We start from the raw sequence: 17,980 nt of genomic DNA on the forward strand, positions 1-17,980 counted from the left end.
AAAAAGCAGTACCGAGCAGCGTTAAAAAAACCACTCGGAACCCCTTAGCCAACCGAAGTTTCCGAGAAATTTTGATAGCGCTGCATTCGGTAAGAACGGGTGAGTGTCATGCATCCACATCATTGGGTAGATCCCGAGGTATCGGAGGGAGGTTTCACCCGGATTTTGCGGATGAGTTCTCTAAGGACATCGGTTTTGGTTCGCTTTGTCATTTCGCAATACGCCTCCAGTCGTTCGAGTTCGATTCCGGGCAGACGAATGGTTAAAACGCGATCGGATAAACGCCTTTTATTGGACATGATACTTCTAGTGGTAGTACATCTCTATTATGACCAGAGGAACGACGAGTGGCAAGACCCCAGACCAGAGAAAACCCCTGCACTGTAAAGCCCTCGGGGGAAATCGCGCCGTGCAATTGGGTTCACAGGCGTAGCGCCAAGGGAGGAGAGAAAGGGAGTGAAATTCTCTCTAAAGGAGGTAGAGATGCCCAGGGGCGGGATGCTATACCACTGACAGTAGAAATACCCTATTATTTTGGGAGAACCACATGGTCAATCAACTCACAGGAAAAGTCGCCCTGGTAACGGGTGCGGGTTCGGGAATTGGCAAAGCGTCAGCGCATTTGCTGGCGAAAGAAGGGGCAGCGATCGCCGCCTTGGGACATACCGCCGAAAAAGTGGAAAAAGCGGTGGCGGAAATTCGAGGTGAGGGTGGAGACGCGATGCCGTTGGTTGCAGATATAGCGCAACCGAAACAGATGGAAGAGGCGATCGGGCAAATTGCCGCGCAGTGGGGACGACTAGATATCCTGTTTGCCAATGCGGGGATTAATGGCGTTTGGGCGCCCCTCGAGGAACTCACCCCGGAAGAATGGGAAAAAACGATTTCTATCAATCTCAACGGCACTTTTTTTACGGTAAAATACGCCATTCCTTATTTGAAAAAACAAGGCGGTTCGGTCATTGTTACTTCTTCGGTGAATGGTACCCGAATGTTTAGCAATACTGGAGCTACGGCTTATGCATGTTCTAAAGCGGCGCAGGTTGCATTTGCGAAAATGGCAGCCTTAGAGTTAGCCGAAAATCGCATCCGCGTGAATGTCATCTGTCCGGGAGCAATTACCACAGAAATTAGCGACAATACTCAAACTCGCGATGTAGAAAGCGTGCGCGAACCGGTGCGATATCCGGAAGGTAAAATTCCCTTAACCGACGGTCAACCGGGAACCGCCGCACAAGTAGCACAGTTGGTACTATTTTTAGCCTCCGATGCTTCCAGTCACATCAGTGGCACGGAAATGTGGATTGATGGCGCTCAGTCGTTATTGCAAGGATAAATGGCGATTCAGGGCAGGGCATTGCCCTGTCCTTACAGGGGTTTTGGGTCGGGTGATATACTTGCTGCTGCGGTGCGCGAGACTCCGGCGTGCGAACTTGCGTGCATCCGAGGCATGGGAGCCGGGGTCTCACGCACCCTACGTGGTGACATCCGTTACTCGCTTTTATGTTCGGGCTTGCAGGGTGGAACAGCGCACCGGGACGAACTCGTAGCCTTTGTGACGGGGGGCAATAGTGAGCCACTCGATCGCGTCACCGAAGCGATCGCCGTTGGGCGCGAATTGGATAAGTCCGCTAGCACCAATTGCCTGAAACTCATTTTCAGAGAGGATGTGCTGCAATTCCTCGCGGGTTTGCGGGTGTCGTTCCAAGCCCGCGATCGCCGCCACGGTGGCATCGTGAGACAGGGCGGCAACCCAACTCACATCGGCGCGATCCCAGAGAAATCGCGCTTGGCGATAAAATGCCGACTCGCGATGGCACTCTCGGTTCCAGGGTAGGGCCACCATCACGCCATCTGCCCGAGTCCGGGTGAGTTCCGGCGTGTATAAATTCTCGGTGCCGACGATCGCATAGCTTGGGGGTTTAGGAGGGCGACGGTTGCGGTCTTTTTTCGACCGTGGGGGTGGGTTTCCCGGGGGCGGTGGGGGTTTGCGTCCCCGGCGCGGTGGCGGTTGGGTCACTTGGGCGATCGCATCTAAGGCATCTTGTTGCATCTGGCGATCGGCGAGAAAAACCAGGGCGACCTCATCGGGGCGATATTGTGCGATATAGCTTAACCCATCGGCGATCGCCCAAGGATGTTCTCCCCCATCGAAGGGAATCATTTCCTGAAATTGGCTAGTTGGAAAATTCGCTTGAAACTCTTTTAATAACGAGCGACTGTAATCGCTATTGCTGTTATAAAAAACCGCCACTTTCCAGAGATGCTCTTGTTGGCCAACATAGTGCGCCATTGCTTTGGCGGTTACTGCATCGCTGTTTACCGTGCGGAATAAATATTCATTGTCTTCGCCAATTTGCGAAAGCCCGGCGGCGCTGCTGGTGGCAGAAATGGTGACTAACTTATTTTTGTAGATATCTGCAACGGCGGTGGTAATCTCGCTATGACAGTGCCCGATCGCCGCTAAAATATCCGCCAGTCCCACTAAACTGCGAGCGATTTGTTTTGCCAATTCTACGCGATCGCCATCATCGGCAATTAACACGCGCAGACGCATTTTTTCCTGGCTTTGGTTCAAGTTATCTTGCGCTTGAGCCACGCCGCGCAATATTTCCAGCGCTTCGGTGACACTCCCACTTAAAGGAGTCACCACCGCAATGGTATAGGCGGGTTGGGTCGCAATGCGGGCATTATTCAAATAAATCAAGGTTTCCGGATCGGTTGGGTCTTCTTGGCGCGCTTTTTCTAATAATTCCACAGCGCGATCGTAGTCTTGATTTTGGAACGCTTGCACTCCTTTGGTTTTCGCCGCCGAAATAGGCGAATTTTGAAATAAAATTTCTTCGCCACAACTCAAATAATCCCCCAGACTGGGGGGACAATTTTGCGGATTCATTTCCCGTCCCGAGGGAAGGGGTGCGGCGGGCGACATTTCCCGGTTGGCCACTGTTTTGGTGACAAATTGCGGGGGTTTTTGCCGGAAATAAAACCCACTGGCGATCGCTGCAATTCCCAGAACCAATCCCGTCCCCAAACTCAGCAGTTTCCAGGGGATACGGCGTGATTTTGTGGGGGATTTTTGCGGAACAGTTTCAGAATATCGGGGAGGAATTTTATCCGGGTTTTGGCCGATATTGTACGAATTGCAGATAGCTTCTAATCGGTGTAATATTTCCCGGGAACTTTGCGGCCTATTTTCCGGTGAAAATGCCATTAAATCGTCGATTAAGTCGGCGAAAGGTTTTGATATATCGGTGCGATTTCGCCAGATGAGTTGGCGAGTAGTGGGATGGGTGGAGAGATGCTTGGGGGGTTGGCCGGTGAGGAGATGAACGAAGGTTCTACCTAGGGCAAAAAAGTCCGAGGGTAAGCCGGCAAATCCATCATGTTGTTCCGGGGCGGTATAGCCTTGGGTGTAGACCACGGTTACTTCTTCGGGGGTGACTTCTCGCACTTCGCCAAAGTCAATTAAGACCAGTTGTCCCGCCGCATCGAGCATAATATTGGAGGGTTTGATATCGCGATGAAAAAAGCCCTGCTGATGGACGCGATCGAGAATCAGGGTTAATTGTTTTAACCAGGCGATCGCCAAGGTTTCTTCCGGTTTGCCAATCGGGCGATCGCCGCGTTTTTCGAGCCACTGGAGTAAATTTAATCCTTCGATGCGTTCCATGACCAAACAGTGGACGGGGGGCAAGTTTTGCTGCAGCAAACTATCAAAAAAACCATCTTCGCACACTTGTGGAAGTCCGCGATCGCGCAACTGACGCAACACTTGTGCTTCGCGACGAAAGCGGGAAATCGCCCAATCATCGGTATCGTAAAGCACTTTGAGGATTTTCGGCGAGTTGCGATCGCTGGCTTCAAAGGTTCTAGAGTATAAGACTCCGCCCAGGGAACGAGTGGCGAGTAAGCGCGTGGCCCAATAGCGACCGTTAAGCAGCAGTTGCGCGCCACAGTGACGGCAAAAAAGTCCGTTATCGGGGTTTTCGGGCACGGAACAGTGAGAGTTAATACAATATCTCATTGCGGTTTAAGTTATGGTAGTTTTGCAAACGTCTGTTTTTATTGTATTCATCCCATTGCGGCGATCGCCATAGAGATTATCGCTTATTCCCCCGGCATTTAGGGAAAACCACCGCAGTGGAAACCTTTGCGGTTCGAGGTTTGAGCGTTTTTTGCCTCGACACTTTCTACTAGATTACACTCTGTTTAACACAAGGGAAGAGTTGCTGTCAAGGGTTTGGGGCAAAGATATCAACTTTTATCAACTTTTATCAACTTTTCGCGATCGCCGCCCCAGCAAAGGCCAACTTTTCCCGCAAACATGTCAACTTTTATCAACTTTTCTATATCGTCAGTTACCCGACGAACGGGCCATACTGATATATAGTTGCAACGACAGAGGAACCGCGATGTTGCTGAAGATTCATCAACAAGCGTGCAAATGAGATTGCACACCCACTGCTGGGGGAGGCGAAGCCTCCGAAAGTGCGTTCCCAGGCGGAATCCTGGGAACGAAGGTCACGATAAACCCCGATCGCAGCGTAATTAATAACAGGAGACATCGGCGCAATGTTCGATAAAATACCCGAAAAATACATGCAGAAAGTCAAATGGCTGCTAGCAATAGGCTGGTTGCTGTTAATTGCCTCTTTATTTTACGATCCGATTTCCACCGCCTTGACGCATCCGGAAAACGCCCTCAGTCCCTTTCGAGTCAATCCCGAGAAATGCATTCCCTTTAAAAACCACTGTATTTACGATCGCCACCCTTATGAAATGGGGTCTACCATCTTTTGGGGAATGGTAGTTCCCAGCGCCGTCATGTTGCTGTTAGTCTTCGGTCACGAAGCATGGCGGCGCATTTGCCCCTTGGCATTTTTCTCGCAAATGCCGCAACGACTGGGAATCAATCTCAAAAAGCGCGTCCGTCCGGATTCATGGCTCGGTCGCTATCAATTATACCTGCAATTCGGCTTATTATTTCTCGGCTTAACCCTGCGTTTGGTGTTACTGGATTTCAATCGGTTGGCGTTAGGAAGTTTCTTGCTGCTGACGATTTTTGCAGCAATTTTTGTGGGCTATTTGTACGGCGGGCGAACCTGGTGTCATTATTTCTGTCCCATGTCGCCTGTGCAAATAGTCTACACCGGACCGCGAGGATTATTGGGAAGCGAAGCGCATCAACAACCCCGAGGAAGCATCACCCAGTCCATGTGTCGCACCCTGGAGAGAAACGGCGGAGAAAAAATGAACTGCGTGGGCTGTAAGTCGCACTGCATGGACATTGATGCGGAAGATTCCTACTGGGACGCCCTGCACAAACCGGGGCGCAAACTGATTCAATACGGCTATGTGGGATTGGTGGTGGGCTTCTTTTTGTACTACTTTTTTTATGCGGGAAATTTCGCCTATTATTTTTCCGGTCACTGGACTCATCGAGACGCAGGGTGGGAAATTTTTGACCCCTTTGGGCTGCATTTAGGAACTAGGCCGATCGCCATTCCCAACCTGGTAGCGGTTCCCCTGACCCTGGCGTTATTTTGCAGCTTGAGTTATGGGATATTTCGCTGGGGGGAAAACGCTTACAAGCGCTATCGGTATCGGATTAAAAAACCCTTAACTGACGAACAAGTTACCCATCACGTGTTTTCCGTGGCCACGTTTTTAGCGTTTAATTTGTTTTTCATTTTTGGCGGACGTCCGGCGGTGATGAAGTTGCCAGAAACGGGACAGGTATTGTTTAACTGGTTCGTGCCATTGGTGAGTACATTGTGGTTGTATCAAACCCTAACGCGCACCCAAGCGGGGTACGATCGCGAAAAACAAGCAACCAGTTTGCGTCGTCAACTGAAAAAGCGGGCGATCGCGGTATCGAAATATTTTCCCAATCGGGCGATCGAAGACCTAAGTGCGGATGAAATTTACGTGTTAGCCAAGGTATTGCCCGATCGCTTGTTGATTTACAAAGAAGTCTTGCGCGAAGCCTTAGAAGATGGTAATATAGATTATTCGCACAGTTTGGCCGTACTGCACGACCTGCGGGAAGAACTGGACCTCACGGAGGAGGAACATCAGCGGGTGTTAACCGAATTGGGGATTGAAGGAGAGTTGCCCGACCCCGATCGCCGACGCAGCGCGGAAGACCGATTGCGAATCGAGAGCTATCGCCAATCCTTAGAACACCTGTTGTTAGACTTGGTGGAACGGGGCACCCCGTTAACACAAGCGTATCAGTCCCAGCGCCAGACCATCGCGCGCTTGCAGCAGACCTATCACATTCGCGAATCGGAACATCGCCAAGTGCTAGCGGGCATGTTCAACGAAGATAGTGCGATGTTGCAAACGGCGGATGCGTTGTTAGTGCAGCTTCAGAATGTGGCACTGCAAGGGCGATCGCTGAGTCAGAGCAGTTCCGATGCGCGCGGCGGCGTTTTTGTGCTGCTGCGATCGCTGCTGCGAAACAAACAGCATCACATCGCCGCCAAACTGCTGCGGATTTTAGAAATCCTCGGCGAAGGGGAATCCGCCACCCGAATTGCCGGATCTGCAGGTGCCCTCGCCGGTCAGGCGATCGCCGATTTACTGCAATGCGACAGCTCGAAGTGGCGCGATCGCTTGAGCGACGATATCCTCACGTTGCTGCCAAACCATCCCCGCGATCGCGCCTTCGCTCCCACCATTGTTTCGCACTTAAAGAGCCGCTCGACTCCCCAAGATTCTACCACGGTGGTGCGTCGTTCTCCCACCCAACTCCCCCCGGACCTCACCGTGGCGCGACGTCCGGGAAAAACCGCCAGTGCCTCACAAGCAACAGTGGCGCGGCGTCCTGGGTTTGGCACCGGATCGGAAGATGTCACCGAGATCCGGCGTCCGGAGATGGGGGATCCGCGCGGGGATGCCACGATGGTGCGGCGTCCCACCCCGGCGCAAGTGCCGCAAGCACCCCCGATCGCGGCGATCGCCCAACTGCTGCAAGACCCAGACCCGACGATTCAGGCGGCGAGTTTGTATGCTCTGTATCAGCTCGATCCGCAACAAGGTCGCGATCGCGCCCGCGAGTGCCTCGCTTCGCACAATTCGCCGTTTCTCCAGGAAACCGCACAACACCTCTTACATCCAGCCAGCGATCGCACTGTCGCCCGGGTTCCCACCTTGATTGCGGAAAGTCCCCGAGGTTTGGACCGACCCCAAATTTTTCAGCACGCTGTAGTGAGAGTAGGACGAGGACTGGATAACGATATCGTCCTTCCCGATACCCGCGTCTCCCGCCACCATGCGGCATTTTACCTGGATGACAGCGGGGTGAGAATCAAAGATTTAGACAGCAGTAACGGAGTGCGAATCGGCGATCGCGCGGTGGGCAATCAACCGGTGGCGATCGAATCTGGGGCGATCGTGCAATTCGGCACGTTAAACGGTCCGACCCTGAAAATTTCCTGGGAAAAACGTCCCCCCTCTACTGCCCCTATTTCTACCCTCGAAAAGCTGTTATGGCTGTTTGAACATAGTTTGTTTAAATATCTGCAAGCCGATGCCTTGATTGCCCTCGCCCGCGATGCACAGGTGCGCGTTTACGACCCGCCACAGGAAATTTGCGCCGGTTCGCAACCCACCTCTACTCTGCGATTGCTGATGAGTGGTGCGGCACAGGTGCAGCAATTGCAAGGGGATATTTTTCAGCCTCTCGAAACCCTTTTACCCGGCCAAAGTTTGTCGGATAATTCCTTGACTCGCGTTATCTGTACCGCAGAACATACCCGGGTTTTGATACTGTGTTCTCATCAGGTCGCGGATTAATTTTAGTAGACTTATTGAAAGTGAAGACAATGCTCAAACTAAAAATTGTCAACCAACAACAAGGCACTTTTACCGAACGGGAATTGAAACCGGAAAAAATGTTAAATCGCGAATGCGCGATCGGCAGACATCAAAGCTGTGCCTTAGTGTTACCCAGTCCCGAAGTGAGCCGGGTTCACGGGCGAATTATCTCTACCGAAACCGGATATTATTTTACCGATTTGGGCAGTTCTGTCGGGTCGAAAATTTACAATCAAGATGCACAAATTAACGAAATATATCTCATTAAACCCGGATGTGTGATTCAAATCGACCCGTTTTTACTCTGCATCCAAGGGGTGGACAAACCCCGAGAGTCAGCAGAAAATGTGCGGAAAATAATGACGCGCTGCGTGGGAATTATTGATGAAACACAGGATGTGAAGACGTTTCGATTGCAAAGCGAATCGGCGTCAGGGTTTGTTTACCAACCGGGTCAGTTTGTAACGTTAAATTTGCAGATTGATGGCAAATCCGTGCAGCGGTCTTATTCGATTTCTTCGTCTCCCTCGCGACCGCAAATTTTAGAGATTACAGTCAAGCGAGTTCCGCCGCCTGCGGATGTACCGGATGCGCCGCCCGGTGTGGTGTCGAATTGGTTGCACGATAATTTGCAAGTGGGCGATCGCCTAACTTTAAAAATGCCGTTGGGCAAATTTACCTGTGCGGATAATTGGAATGATAAACTGTTGCTAATTTCCGCCGGAAGTGGAATTACGCCGATGATGTCCATGTCGCGATGGATTTGCGATACGGAACAAAAACGGGATATCGTGTTTTTCCATAGTACGCGCACCCCGGCGGATATTATTTTTGCCTCTGAGTTAGAATTGATGGATGCCCGTCACCGGAATTTTCATCTGGCGATTACCACCACGCGATCGCAAGCAGGTTGCAGTTGGCCCGGATTTACGGGGAGACTCAATGAAGCGATGCTGCAATTAATCGCCCCCGATTTTCGCGATCGCACAGTTTACGTTTGCGGTCCGCATCCTTTTATGTCCGGGGTGAAAACTCTGCTCGAATCCCTGGACTTTCCAATGGCCAATTATTACGAAGAAAGTTTTGGATCGCCGCCGAAACGACCCCAACCTCAATCCCCACCGCCCCAAGCGAATTCCCCGGTGAAATCCCCCGAAAAAGGAAAGGGAATTTGGGGTTTATTTTCCAGCAGCAAAACCCCGGGTTCGGAACAAGCATCTGCCACTGAGGGGACGGCAAATTTTGCCTCAAAACCGGAAATTAATTTACCGCCATCCCAGTCGAATTCGATTTATTTTGCCGAGTCGAAACAGGAGATTTCTTGTAATGGCAAACAATCGATTTTAGAAGTTGCTGAAAATGCAGGAGTGGAGATGCAAAGCGCTTGTCGCAGTGGAGTTTGTGGGTGTTGCAAGGTGCGAAAACTGGAAGGGAAGGTGCGTTATGAGGGGTATCCGGAGGGGTTGGAAGAAGACGATCGCGATCGCGGTTACATTTTAAGTTGTATCGCCTTCCCAGAAGGACCAGTGGCGATCGAGGCGTAACCCGGGGGCGATCGCGCGCGCCACCCCCTTTGGCGCGATCGTGTTAAAACGGGAGAGACGCAGCGGTGTGCGTCTCTCCCGTTTTTATATCTGATAAGCAACTGACAATTTCCTCGCCAAAAATTGCGGTCGAGGGGAGGTTGGCAAAGGCGATCCCCCAGTTGCTAACCTGGAACAAACCGGGAGTTTCAAGATTTCCGGATAAAGAAATTCCCGAAAAGGCGGTACAAATGGTACAGATAGAGGGAAACTGGATAAGTTGAGCATTCAGACGAAATCGAAACCGGAATGAAAAGGGTGGCACTACTGATTGGCGTCAGTGACTATGAAGGGGTAGAGGGGGCATCCCTACCCCCATTACCCACGGCAAAACGGGATGTAGAAGCGATCGCGAAAGTGTTGCAGCAACCGGATAAGGGGGGATTTGACGAAGCGCAGGTGCAAACCCTCCTCGATCCGGATCTGCAGAGCATCCGGTTTGGCATCGAGACCCTGTTGCGCGATCGCGCCACGGAAGATTTGGTGCTGCTGTACTATTCCGGGCATGCGATCTCCGACGAAAACGGATCCTTGTACTTCGCCACCCGCAACACCGATTTGGCGAATCTCAGCGCCACAGCGGTAGCGGCGGACTTTTTGCAGGCACTCATGTACACCAGCGTCGCCCAGCAACAGGTGATTATTCTCGACTGCTACTTTAGCGGCGGAATTGGTTTGGTGGATATCAAGCAGCAATTGGGCGGATATGGAAAAGCAGTTTTAACCGGTTCGACCTTTTTTCAATCCCGCGACAGTCTTCACCCTCCCATCGCCCATCCGAATCCCGAAAAAAACTGCTTCGAGTATTCTGCCAAACAGAAAAGCACCGGATTGTCCACCTACACCCATTACTTTATCGAAGGAATGGAAACTGGTGCAGCAGACAGCAATAAAGATGGAATTGTCACCTTATTTGAATTGCACGAATATGCCAGCAGCAAAGTGCAAATGAGCGCCCCGGCACTGCAACCGGCGATTTACGCCCTGCCCGAAATCGGAAACATCCAAATTGCCAAAACCCCCACCGAGACGCCGCAACAGTTATATCGCCAAGCGGTGGAAAATTTTGTGCAGCGCAATAACGGGATGATTTCGTTATTGAATTTGAGAGCCTTAGATTTGCGAAGAGATAGTCTGGAATTGCATCAAACCGAGGCGGTAGACATTCAAGATGAGGTCTTAAAACCCTATCGCGAATACAAAGCGAAGTTTCAATTTTATAAAGAAGTGGTGCAAGCGGTCAAGCAGCTAGAAGACTTGCCCCCAAGTGCGGAAACCCAAAAAAGCTTGCAACATTTGCATCAGGATATTTTGGGACTGACGGATGTAGACGTCGCACCGATTGAAGCGCCGCTTTATCCTGACTCATCGCAAAGGCTGTATCAAATCCTGACCCTTGCCGCCGTACTCCTGACTGTCGGATTGATTGGGGGGATTTATGCGACTTTTAAATATATGATATCTCCGGCTCCCTTTTCCGAAACCGTGGAGCCGTCACAACCGACTTCCAAACCGACGCCGACGCCAGTGACCAAACCCGCGCCCCAACCAAGTCCCGCGCCCCAACCGCCTCCGGTACCTTCGCCGCCGCCAGCGGTGAAATTCCGCCTACCTCGCTCGGAACCGATAACTCTCACCGGTCATACCGAACCGGTGCAGGGGTTAGCCATCGACCCGCGATCGCGCTGGTTGATTAGTGGCAGTTGGGACAATACGATTAAAATCTGGGATTTGGAAACCGGCACCGAACGGCAAAATATCACAGAGCATACTAACTTAGTGCGAGAAATTGTCCTCGCGCCGAGTGGGGACAGATTTGCCAGTGCCAGTCAGAACGGCACGGTTAAGATCTGGAGACTCGATCCGGAGGCAGAAAATGCGATCGCCACCTTAGAGATGACCCTCAGCGGTCACAGCGGGCCGGTGTACGCGATCGCCTTCGGGCCGAGGGGAGAAACCCTAATCGGCGGCGGTGCAGACAACACCATCAAAATTTGGAGTCTCGAAACCGGGGCGGTTCTCTACAACCTCACGGATCATCGCGGCCCGGTGAGGGCACTGGCCCTCGGACCCGATGGCGAAACCCTCGTCAGCGGCGCGGGGGATAATACGATTAAAGTTTGGAACCCGAACACCGGGGAATTGCAAAAAACCCTCACCGGACATGAAGATTTAGTCAGAGCATTGGCGATCGCGCCGAATGGAAACACCCTCGTCAGCGCCAGTTGGGACGAAACCATTAAAATTTGGAACCTAAACACCGGGGAATTGCAAAAAACCCTCACCGGTCATACGGACAAACTGACCACTCTCGCCATTAGTCCGTTAGGGAATATTCTCGTCAGCGGGAGCGATGACAATACAATTAAAATTTGGAACCTGAAAACCGGCAAAGAGCTGCAAACCCTCACCGATCATGTGAGCGATGTGTTTTCCGTGGTTATTAGTCTCGATGGCAAAACCCTCGCCAGTGCCAGTTGGGATAAAACCATTAAAGTTTGGCGCTGAAAAGGCGCACAGATGAGAAAAAAGGCCATGCGCCAGGGGCATCCCTCGCGATCGCCCCAGTTTCCGATACAATGAAAACCGCAACATACACCCAGATGAGGAGACTACTGGCATTGCCTACACTCGGCGTCAATATCGACCATATTGCCACCATTCGACAGGCGCGGCGAACCGTAGAACCGGATCCCGTGGCGGCGGCGGTGTTTGCAGAATTGGGGGGTGCAGATGGCATCACGGTGCATCTGCGCGAAGATCGCAGGCACATTCAGGACCGCGACTTGCGCCTTTTGCGACAAACGGTCCGCACCCATTTAAACTTGGAAATGGCGGCCACCGATGAAATGGTGCAAATTGCCCTGGATGTCAAACCGGATTACGTGACCTTGGTCCCCGAACGGCGGGAAGAAGTGACCACCGAAGGCGGTTTAGATGTGGCCAGTCAGAGCGATCGCATGAAAACCGTGGTGGATACCTTGCAATCGGCAGATATCCCGGTGAGTTTATTTATCGATCCGGACAATGCACAAATCGAGGCATCTGTCAAGACCCAGGCGAAATTTATCGAACTGCATACCGGGCGCTATGCAGAAGCGAAAACCGAAGCCGATCGCGAACGCGAATTGGCGGTACTCGCCAAAAGCTGTACCGATGCGATCGCCGCCCGGTTGCGCGTCAATGCCGGTCACGGTTTGACCTACTGGAATGTCTATCCCGTAGCGAGCATTGTGGGAATGGAAGAACTCAACATCGGTCACACGATTATCGCCCGCGCCGCACTCGTGGGTTTAGAGCGCGCGGTACGCGAAATGAAACTCGCCATCCGTGGGGAATGATGAGAACACCGCCAACCCAAGCCGGTTTATGGTTACTGGTGGGTTTGGTGGTGGGTACCGCGATCGGGTTCGGAGTGGGGAATTGGCGCAGCGCCCTCCACTCCCCAGAGGATCCCCCGCCACCAGCAGCCACCGTTACCCCAGAGCCTCACCAAGGTGAGGTACCCTCGGGCGATCGCGGGAAATTGTCCTTATTTATTTTAGCCGGACAGTCCAATATGTCCGGGCGCGGCAAAATGCCTCCCTCGGGAACCCCCACCCATCCGCGCATTTTTCTGTTTGGTAACGATTATCGCTGGCATCTGGCAAGCGAACCCACAGATGATGCCACGAATCAAGTGGATTTAGTCTCGGAAGATAAAGCCGCCGGATTTAGTCCGGGGATGGCTTTTGCACGCGGGTTGTTAGAGCGCGGTTTTGAGCCGCCCATTGGGTTGATTCCCTGCGCGAAAGCGGGAACCGCGATCGCCGAATGGCAGCGATCGATGAGCGATCGCACCCTTTACGGATCCTGTCTCAAGCGGGTGCGCGCCGCCTCCACAATGGGAAAGATTGCCGGTCTGTTGTTTTTTCAAGGAGAAGCCGACGGAACGGATCCGCAAGCCGATTCGCAAGTCGAGCGCTCTCCCTACACCTGGGATCGGAAATTTACCGCCTTTGTTACCGATTTTCGCAACGACTTGGGGCTGCCCGATCTGCCGGTGGTTTTTGCCGAAATTGCTCCACACCCTAGCGGAGAACCCAACCCTTTCCGGCAGATGGTGAAAGCCCAGCAGCGCGGTTTAGAATTGCCCAATGGGGGGATGATAACCACCGATGGGCTAGAACAAAAACCCGACGATCATTTCACCACTGAAAGCTATCGAATCATCGGCGATCGCTTCGCCGAAGCCTTTTGGAAGCTGCAGCAACCCTCAAAAACCGACCGGGAAAAATGAGAAAAATTTGCAAAAAAAATCTACAGTTTTAATTTGAATCATCCAGGGTTTCCAGAATGTTGTACGATACTCGATCGGGACTTTTACGCTGAAAAAAAACACGATGACAACTTATCACTACCTTCTTGCGAGTCAAAAATTCTTGTTAGAGGAAGAACCCTTTGAGGAAGTGTTGCGCGAGCGCACCCGCTACTACCAGGAAAAGGAAAAAGAGATTGATTTTTGGTTGGTGAAACAACCGGCCTTTTTGGAAGCCCCGCAGATGGCTGAGGTGAAAGCCAAATGCCCTCAACCTGCCGTGGCGGTGATTTCCACCGATCCGCAATTTATTACCTGGTTAAAATTGCGATTGGAATACGTGCTGACCGGGCAGTTTGAGGCTCCGAGCGAATCCATTCGAGATCCCTTGGCATCTGTGGCACAGTAAGGAAAGGCTACGGCATTGTGCCGACAAGTCATTGATATCCACCACCCAGAACAGCCATGCGTCACAACTTCCCCCTTCCGAGGCTCGCGCGTCATTTTCTCCGTTCTGCTTTGCTCAGCGCGATCGCTTTGACATTTGTGCAGGTTTGTGCTAAAGCTCAATCCACTTATCCGCCGTGCGAACCGCCCCTCGCCGACGAGTATCTGGTTTTAGTGGAGACGGAAACCCCCGCACAGATAGAGGAAGTGCGGGATTTGCTGCGCGGAAGCATCAACGCCACGGTATGTAATTATTTAGACGAAACCGTCACCCGGATTGGCGGTTTCGATGGTTTCGCGGTGGCGAACGAATGGGCGCAATATCTAAGTGGGAATTTGGGGATAGCCGCATTTGTGGCGCGTCCCCCCGGTGCAAATCCGGCAGAGGTTGTGTCCCCCTCGCCAAATCCCAATTCCCCGTCCTACAATCCGGAACCATTGGGAAGCGGCTATGCGGTGTTGGTGGATTTTTTCAATAATCCCCAAGTGGCTACACAGTTGCGGGAATTTTTGGACAAAGAGATTGACTTAGTGTCTTATGGGCAGCGCCCGTATTTGTTAGCCGAGTACACGCAGAACCAAGGAAAGGCGAATCGAGTATTGCAGACCCTCAGCGATCGCGGATTTTGGGTTACGGTGGTGGATAGCCGCAACGTGATTTTGCTCGACACTGCCGTGCGCGGACAATAAAATGGAAAGGGAAATTGGAAAAGGGATTTTGGGTGAAGTTTTCAAGCACAACCGCCACCCTTTATCCTTTATCCACTCCCTTCAATCGGTTCTGGTTCCCCCCCCCTCAATTCGATCGACCCTTCCCGGGAAATTCAATAACTCTGACCGGCCATCCATGCGATCGCGATGCCTAAAAGCGCGCCGACGATCACTTGAAACGGGGTATGTCCGAGCAGTTCCTTGAGACGATTTTCGTTAAATTCGTGGTCTTCTTGAAAAATCTCATCCACGATTTGGTTGAGAATGCGCGCTTGTTTCCCCGCCGCTTGGCGCACCCCCGCCGCATCGTACATCACGATAATGGCAAAAATCGTCGCTAAAGCGAACTCGGTACTGTTCCAGCCCACCGTTTGACCGATGCCGGTTGCCAAAGCTGTTACTAGGGCAGAGTGGGCGCTTGGCATCCCCCCGGTTTCCACCAGTACGCGGAAATTGAACTTGCGATTGCGCGCCAGTTCGATAATTAACTTAGTGGTTTGAGCCAGCAAACAGGCGAGGGTAGCAACCAGCAGCACGCGGTTGTCGATGATAGTGCCGATCTCGTGCATGGTGTGAAGCACCTTTAATTACTGCGGGTGGTGATGAAATCCGCGATCGCGATTAAAGGAATCGCGGGTGTGCCAAATTCAGCCAGTTCGGCTTTCGCGTCTCGAACTAACTGTTGCGCTTGGTGGTAGGATTCTTCGAGTCCCCAGATACTCGGATAAGTGGCTTTTTGGGCTTGCAAATCTTTGCCGGCGGTTTTGCCCAACTCTTCCTGAGTTTTTGTAATATCGAGGATGTCATCGATAATCTGAAACGCCAAGCCGATATTTTGCGCGTAGCGAGACAGATGCTGCAATTGAGCCTCTGTCGCCCCGCCCAACATTGCCCCACAGACCACACAAGCTTCTAACAATGCCCCGGTTTTGTGGGTGTGAATGAAATGCAGGGTTTCCTCAGAAATATCCGACCGGCCTTCAGATTGCAGGTCAACAACTTGACCGCCCACCACTCCTTCGGCACCAAAGGCACGGGCTAAGCGGGCGATCGCGGCTAATACGCGCGGGGCGGGCACGTTTTCGGTGTAGGTGGCGATCGCTTCAAAGGCATAGACCAACAGGCCATCGCCGGCGAGAATGGCGATGTCTTCACCATACACCTTATGATTGGTCAGCTTACCGCGACGGTAGTCGTCATTATCCATCGCCGGCAGGTCATCGTGAATTAACGACATGGTGTGAACCATCTCCAGGGCGCAGGCGGTGGGCATCGCCATCTCCACCGTCCCCCCGATCAGTTCGCAACTCGCCAGACATAGAATCGGTCGCAAGCGCTTGCCCCCGGCGAGGAGGGAGTAGCGCATCGCTTCATAGATTGTCTCTGGCGCTTTTACCGGCAGATAATCATCCAGTGCGGTTTCTACCAGGGCTTTTCGTTGTGCTAAATAGGCTTTGAGGTCAAATTCCGATTCCTTTTGCGGGAAATCCGTCTGATTGGTCAAGACCATCCCTTCCTCCCTTGTACTTGCGATCTCACCTGCTGCTCGTCGGTGGGCGATCGGCGCGTCTCCTTGGCCTGTTGGTCGCCGCAGGGGTCTGCCCCGATCGCCCACCCTTGGTAAACAAAGCTCGGAATTCTCAGTATGCCAGCTTTTGGCAAGATTCTGAGCCGAGATTCAATTCTCCCCCTATTCTACGGGTCAGCGGTCGTTTGCCGATCCCGATTTTTTCGGGGGTGACTCACGGCGGCGGGGTTGCGTTTCCGCCATTGAGTTCATTCCCCGAGTCTCGGGTCATCCTTCCAATCCGAGGCGATCGCTGTAACTATCCACCGTATTTTGCAGCAGCATGGTCACTGTCATCGGTCCCACGCCACCGGGGACGGGGGTGATATATCGCGCCACTTCTTTCACTGCATCGAAGTCCACATCCCCGGTAAGGGAGGACTTGCCGAAGTAGTCCGTCACCCGGTTGATGCCCACATCCATGATGACGGCCCCGGGTTTGACCATTTCGGCGGTAATCAGTTCTGGGCGTCCCACCGCAACTACCAGGATGTCGGCACTGCGAGTAATGGCGCTTAAGTCGGGCGATCGCGAATGGGCCATCGTCACGGTGGCATCTGCCTCGAGCAGCATCAAGGCGATCGGTTTGCCGACTAAAATGCTGCGCCCGACGACGACGGCTGTTTTGCCTTTCACCTCGATGTCGTAGTCTTGCAGCAAGCGCATCACCCCGAGGGGGGTGCAACTGCGTAAACTCGGTTCGCCACGTACTAATCGTCCGAGGTTCACCGGGTGCAGTCCATCTACGTCTTTATCGGGATGGATGCGATTGATGGCGGCAACCGGGTCGATATGGGGGGGTAGGGGTAGCTGAACCAAAATCCCATCTACGCGATCGTCTTGGTTGAGGTCGTCAATCGCCTGTAGCAGCTCTTCTTCCCGGGTTTCGGTGGGAAAATGCCGCCCGTAGGAGTCGATTCCCACTCTGGCACAGGCTCGCTCTTTGCCTCGGACGTATGATGCGGAGGCGGGGTTGTCCCCTACCATCAGCACCGCAAGTCCGGGGGGACGAGTGGCTTTGGTTTGCAAACCCTCTACCCGCGATCGCAGTTGGCTTTGGGTTTTTTTGGCGACGGCTTTCCCGTCTAAAATTAAGGCAGTGTTATCTTCGATGGAGTCGGACATAGCAAAAGGGCGTTGAGTCTTTGGCAAGGTGTACTCTAATGGCACTCACCTTGCATCGCCTTATTAGTTTCTCATAACAAGTTGCTTTTCTTCTCCGAACCGGCTCGTCTTTACAATTCCCCCTATTTTCACTTAAGTTTTTCACATAAATCCCCCTCTCCTCCACCTCGTTCCCAGGCTCAGCCTGGGAACGCCCACCCGAGCCAGAGCCTCGTTGCCCTTGACCCTAACTCACTTAAAAAAGTAAGTAGGGTGGGCATTGCCCACCACCAATCACATAGGTGATAAGCAGCCGCGCGAAAAAGCGCGATCGTCACCGAAACCCAGGGGCGAATCTTATAATCCCCAAATTTTTACCGAGAATCGGCGTAAAGCCCCCGGATTTATCCGTGGGGATATAAGCCGAGCGACTGACCCCCGGTCCCC

Annotated in this window: 14 protein-coding genes; 8 read left to right on the forward strand and 6 right to left on the reverse strand. The window is 52.6% G+C overall.

Going from position 1 to position 17,980, the window contains the following annotated elements; translation table 11 throughout:
• Positions 1-119: 119 nt before the first annotated feature.
• A complete protein-coding gene (locus tag LKK83_RS24085; protein WP_324633951.1) occupies positions 120-299 on the reverse strand; it encodes a hypothetical protein in 180 nt (59 codons plus the stop codon).
• A 248-nt stretch (positions 300-547) separates the two neighbouring features.
• Between LKK83_RS24085 and LKK83_RS24090 the strand changes: the two genes are divergently transcribed.
• The gene (locus LKK83_RS24090) at positions 548-1,336 is read left to right on the forward strand and encodes an SDR family oxidoreductase (protein ID WP_324633952.1); all 789 of its coding nucleotides are present in this window, start codon (positions 548-550) and stop codon (positions 1,334-1,336) included.
• A gap of 165 nt (positions 1,337-1,501) precedes the next feature.
• Here the strand turns inward: LKK83_RS24090 and LKK83_RS24095 are convergent, their stop codons facing one another.
• A complete protein-coding gene (locus LKK83_RS24095) occupies positions 1,502-4,027 on the reverse strand; it encodes a bifunctional serine/threonine-protein kinase/ABC transporter substrate-binding protein (protein WP_324633953.1) in 2,526 nt (841 codons plus the stop codon).
• 548 nt (positions 4,028-4,575) lie between these two features.
• On the opposite strand from LKK83_RS24095, the gene LKK83_RS24100 reads away from it, so the two are divergent.
• The 7 genes from LKK83_RS24100 to LKK83_RS24130 all read left to right on the forward strand — a co-directional run bounded on the left by LKK83_RS24100 (position 4,576) and on the right by LKK83_RS24130 (position 14,841).
• Positions 4,576-7,803, forward strand: a complete 3,228-nt coding sequence (locus LKK83_RS24100; protein ID WP_324633954.1) for an FHA domain-containing protein — start codon at positions 4,576-4,578, stop codon at positions 7,801-7,803.
• Between the two features lie 29 nt (positions 7,804-7,832).
• Positions 7,833-9,368 carry a 2Fe-2S iron-sulfur cluster-binding protein gene (locus LKK83_RS24105; protein ID WP_324633955.1) on the forward strand — a complete coding sequence of 512 codons (1,536 nt, stop codon included), beginning with the start codon at positions 7,833-7,835 and terminating at the stop codon, positions 9,366-9,368.
• A 297-nt stretch (positions 9,369-9,665) separates the two neighbouring features.
• Positions 9,666-11,915, forward strand: a complete 2,250-nt coding sequence (locus LKK83_RS24110; protein ID WP_324633956.1) for a caspase family protein — start codon at positions 9,666-9,668, stop codon at positions 11,913-11,915.
• Positions 11,916-12,028: 113 nt separating this feature from the next.
• On the forward strand, positions 12,029-12,748 hold the full coding sequence (locus LKK83_RS24115) for a pyridoxine 5'-phosphate synthase (RefSeq protein ID WP_324633967.1): 720 nt from the start codon (positions 12,029-12,031) through the stop codon (positions 12,746-12,748).
• Entirely contained in the window at positions 12,745-13,686 is a 942-nt protein-coding gene (locus LKK83_RS24120) for a sialate O-acetylesterase (protein ID WP_324633958.1), read from the forward strand. Before LKK83_RS24115 ends, LKK83_RS24120 begins: the two co-directional genes overlap by 4 nt.
• 103 nt (positions 13,687-13,789) lie before the next feature.
• Positions 13,790-14,113 carry an MgPME-cyclase complex family protein gene (locus LKK83_RS24125; RefSeq protein WP_324633959.1) on the forward strand — a complete coding sequence of 108 codons (324 nt, stop codon included), beginning with the start codon at positions 13,790-13,792 and terminating at the stop codon, positions 14,111-14,113.
• A 56-nt stretch (positions 14,114-14,169) separates the two neighbouring features.
• Positions 14,170-14,841 carry a hypothetical protein gene (locus tag LKK83_RS24130; RefSeq protein ID WP_324633960.1) on the forward strand — a complete coding sequence of 224 codons (672 nt, stop codon included), beginning with the start codon at positions 14,170-14,172 and terminating at the stop codon, positions 14,839-14,841.
• A gap of 134 nt (positions 14,842-14,975) precedes the next feature.
• Here LKK83_RS24130 and LKK83_RS24135 read toward each other — a convergent pair whose 3' ends face one another.
• The 4 genes from LKK83_RS24135 to folD form a co-directional block, all read right to left on the reverse strand.
• Positions 14,976-15,431 carry a divergent PAP2 family protein gene (locus tag LKK83_RS24135; RefSeq protein WP_324633961.1) on the reverse strand — a complete coding sequence of 152 codons (456 nt, stop codon included), beginning with the start codon at positions 15,429-15,431 and terminating at the stop codon, positions 14,976-14,978.
• Positions 15,432-15,445: 14 nt separating this feature from the next.
• On the reverse strand, positions 15,446-16,372 hold the full coding sequence (gene crtE / locus LKK83_RS24140) for a geranylgeranyl diphosphate synthase CrtE (RefSeq protein ID WP_324633963.1): 927 nt from the start codon (positions 16,370-16,372) through the stop codon (positions 15,446-15,448).
• Positions 16,363-16,524 (reverse strand): hypothetical protein, encoded by a 162-nt coding sequence (locus LKK83_RS24145; RefSeq protein ID WP_324633964.1) that lies wholly within the window; start codon positions 16,522-16,524, stop codon positions 16,363-16,365. Before LKK83_RS24145 ends, crtE begins: the two co-directional genes overlap by 10 nt.
• A 133-nt stretch (positions 16,525-16,657) precedes the next feature.
• Positions 16,658-17,554: a bifunctional methylenetetrahydrofolate dehydrogenase/methenyltetrahydrofolate cyclohydrolase FolD gene (gene folD, locus LKK83_RS24150; RefSeq protein ID WP_324633965.1), complete on the reverse strand. Its 897-nt coding sequence runs from the start codon at positions 17,552-17,554 to the stop codon at positions 16,658-16,660.
• Positions 17,555-17,980: the final 426 nt, after the last annotated feature.

It is taken from the genome of Phormidium sp. CCY1219 (genome assembly GCF_035615515.1).
Lineage (GTDB): Bacteria > Cyanobacteriota > Cyanobacteriia > Cyanobacteriales > Laspinemataceae > CCY1219.

Coding starts and splice junctions, on each gene's coding strand:
- LKK83_RS24100 (WP_324633954.1), top strand. CDS start 4,576: ATGTTCGATAAAATACCCGAAAAATACATGCAGAAAGTCAAATGGCTG.
- LKK83_RS24135 (WP_324633961.1), bottom strand. CDS start 15,431: ATGCACGAGATCGGCACTATCATCGACAACCGCGTGCTGCTGGTTGCT.
- LKK83_RS24095 (WP_324633953.1), bottom strand. CDS start 4,027: ATGAGATATTGTATTAACTCTCACTGTTCCGTGCCCGAAAACCCCGAT.
- LKK83_RS24120 (WP_324633958.1), top strand. CDS start 12,745: ATGATGAGAACACCGCCAACCCAAGCCGGTTTATGGTTACTGGTGGGT.
- folD (WP_324633965.1), bottom strand. CDS start 17,554: ATGTCCGACTCCATCGAAGATAACACTGCCTTAATTTTAGACGGGAAA.
- LKK83_RS24125 (WP_324633959.1), top strand. CDS start 13,790: ATGACAACTTATCACTACCTTCTTGCGAGTCAAAAATTCTTGTTAGAG.
- crtE (WP_324633963.1), bottom strand. CDS start 16,372: ATGGTCTTGACCAATCAGACGGATTTCCCGCAAAAGGAATCGGAATTT.
- LKK83_RS24090 (WP_324633952.1), top strand. CDS start 548: ATGGTCAATCAACTCACAGGAAAAGTCGCCCTGGTAACGGGTGCGGGT.
- LKK83_RS24085 (WP_324633951.1), bottom strand. CDS start 299: ATGTCCAATAAAAGGCGTTTATCCGATCGCGTTTTAACCATTCGTCTG.
- LKK83_RS24105 (WP_324633955.1), top strand. CDS start 7,833: ATGCTCAAACTAAAAATTGTCAACCAACAACAAGGCACTTTTACCGAA.
- LKK83_RS24130 (WP_324633960.1), top strand. CDS start 14,170: ATGCGTCACAACTTCCCCCTTCCGAGGCTCGCGCGTCATTTTCTCCGT.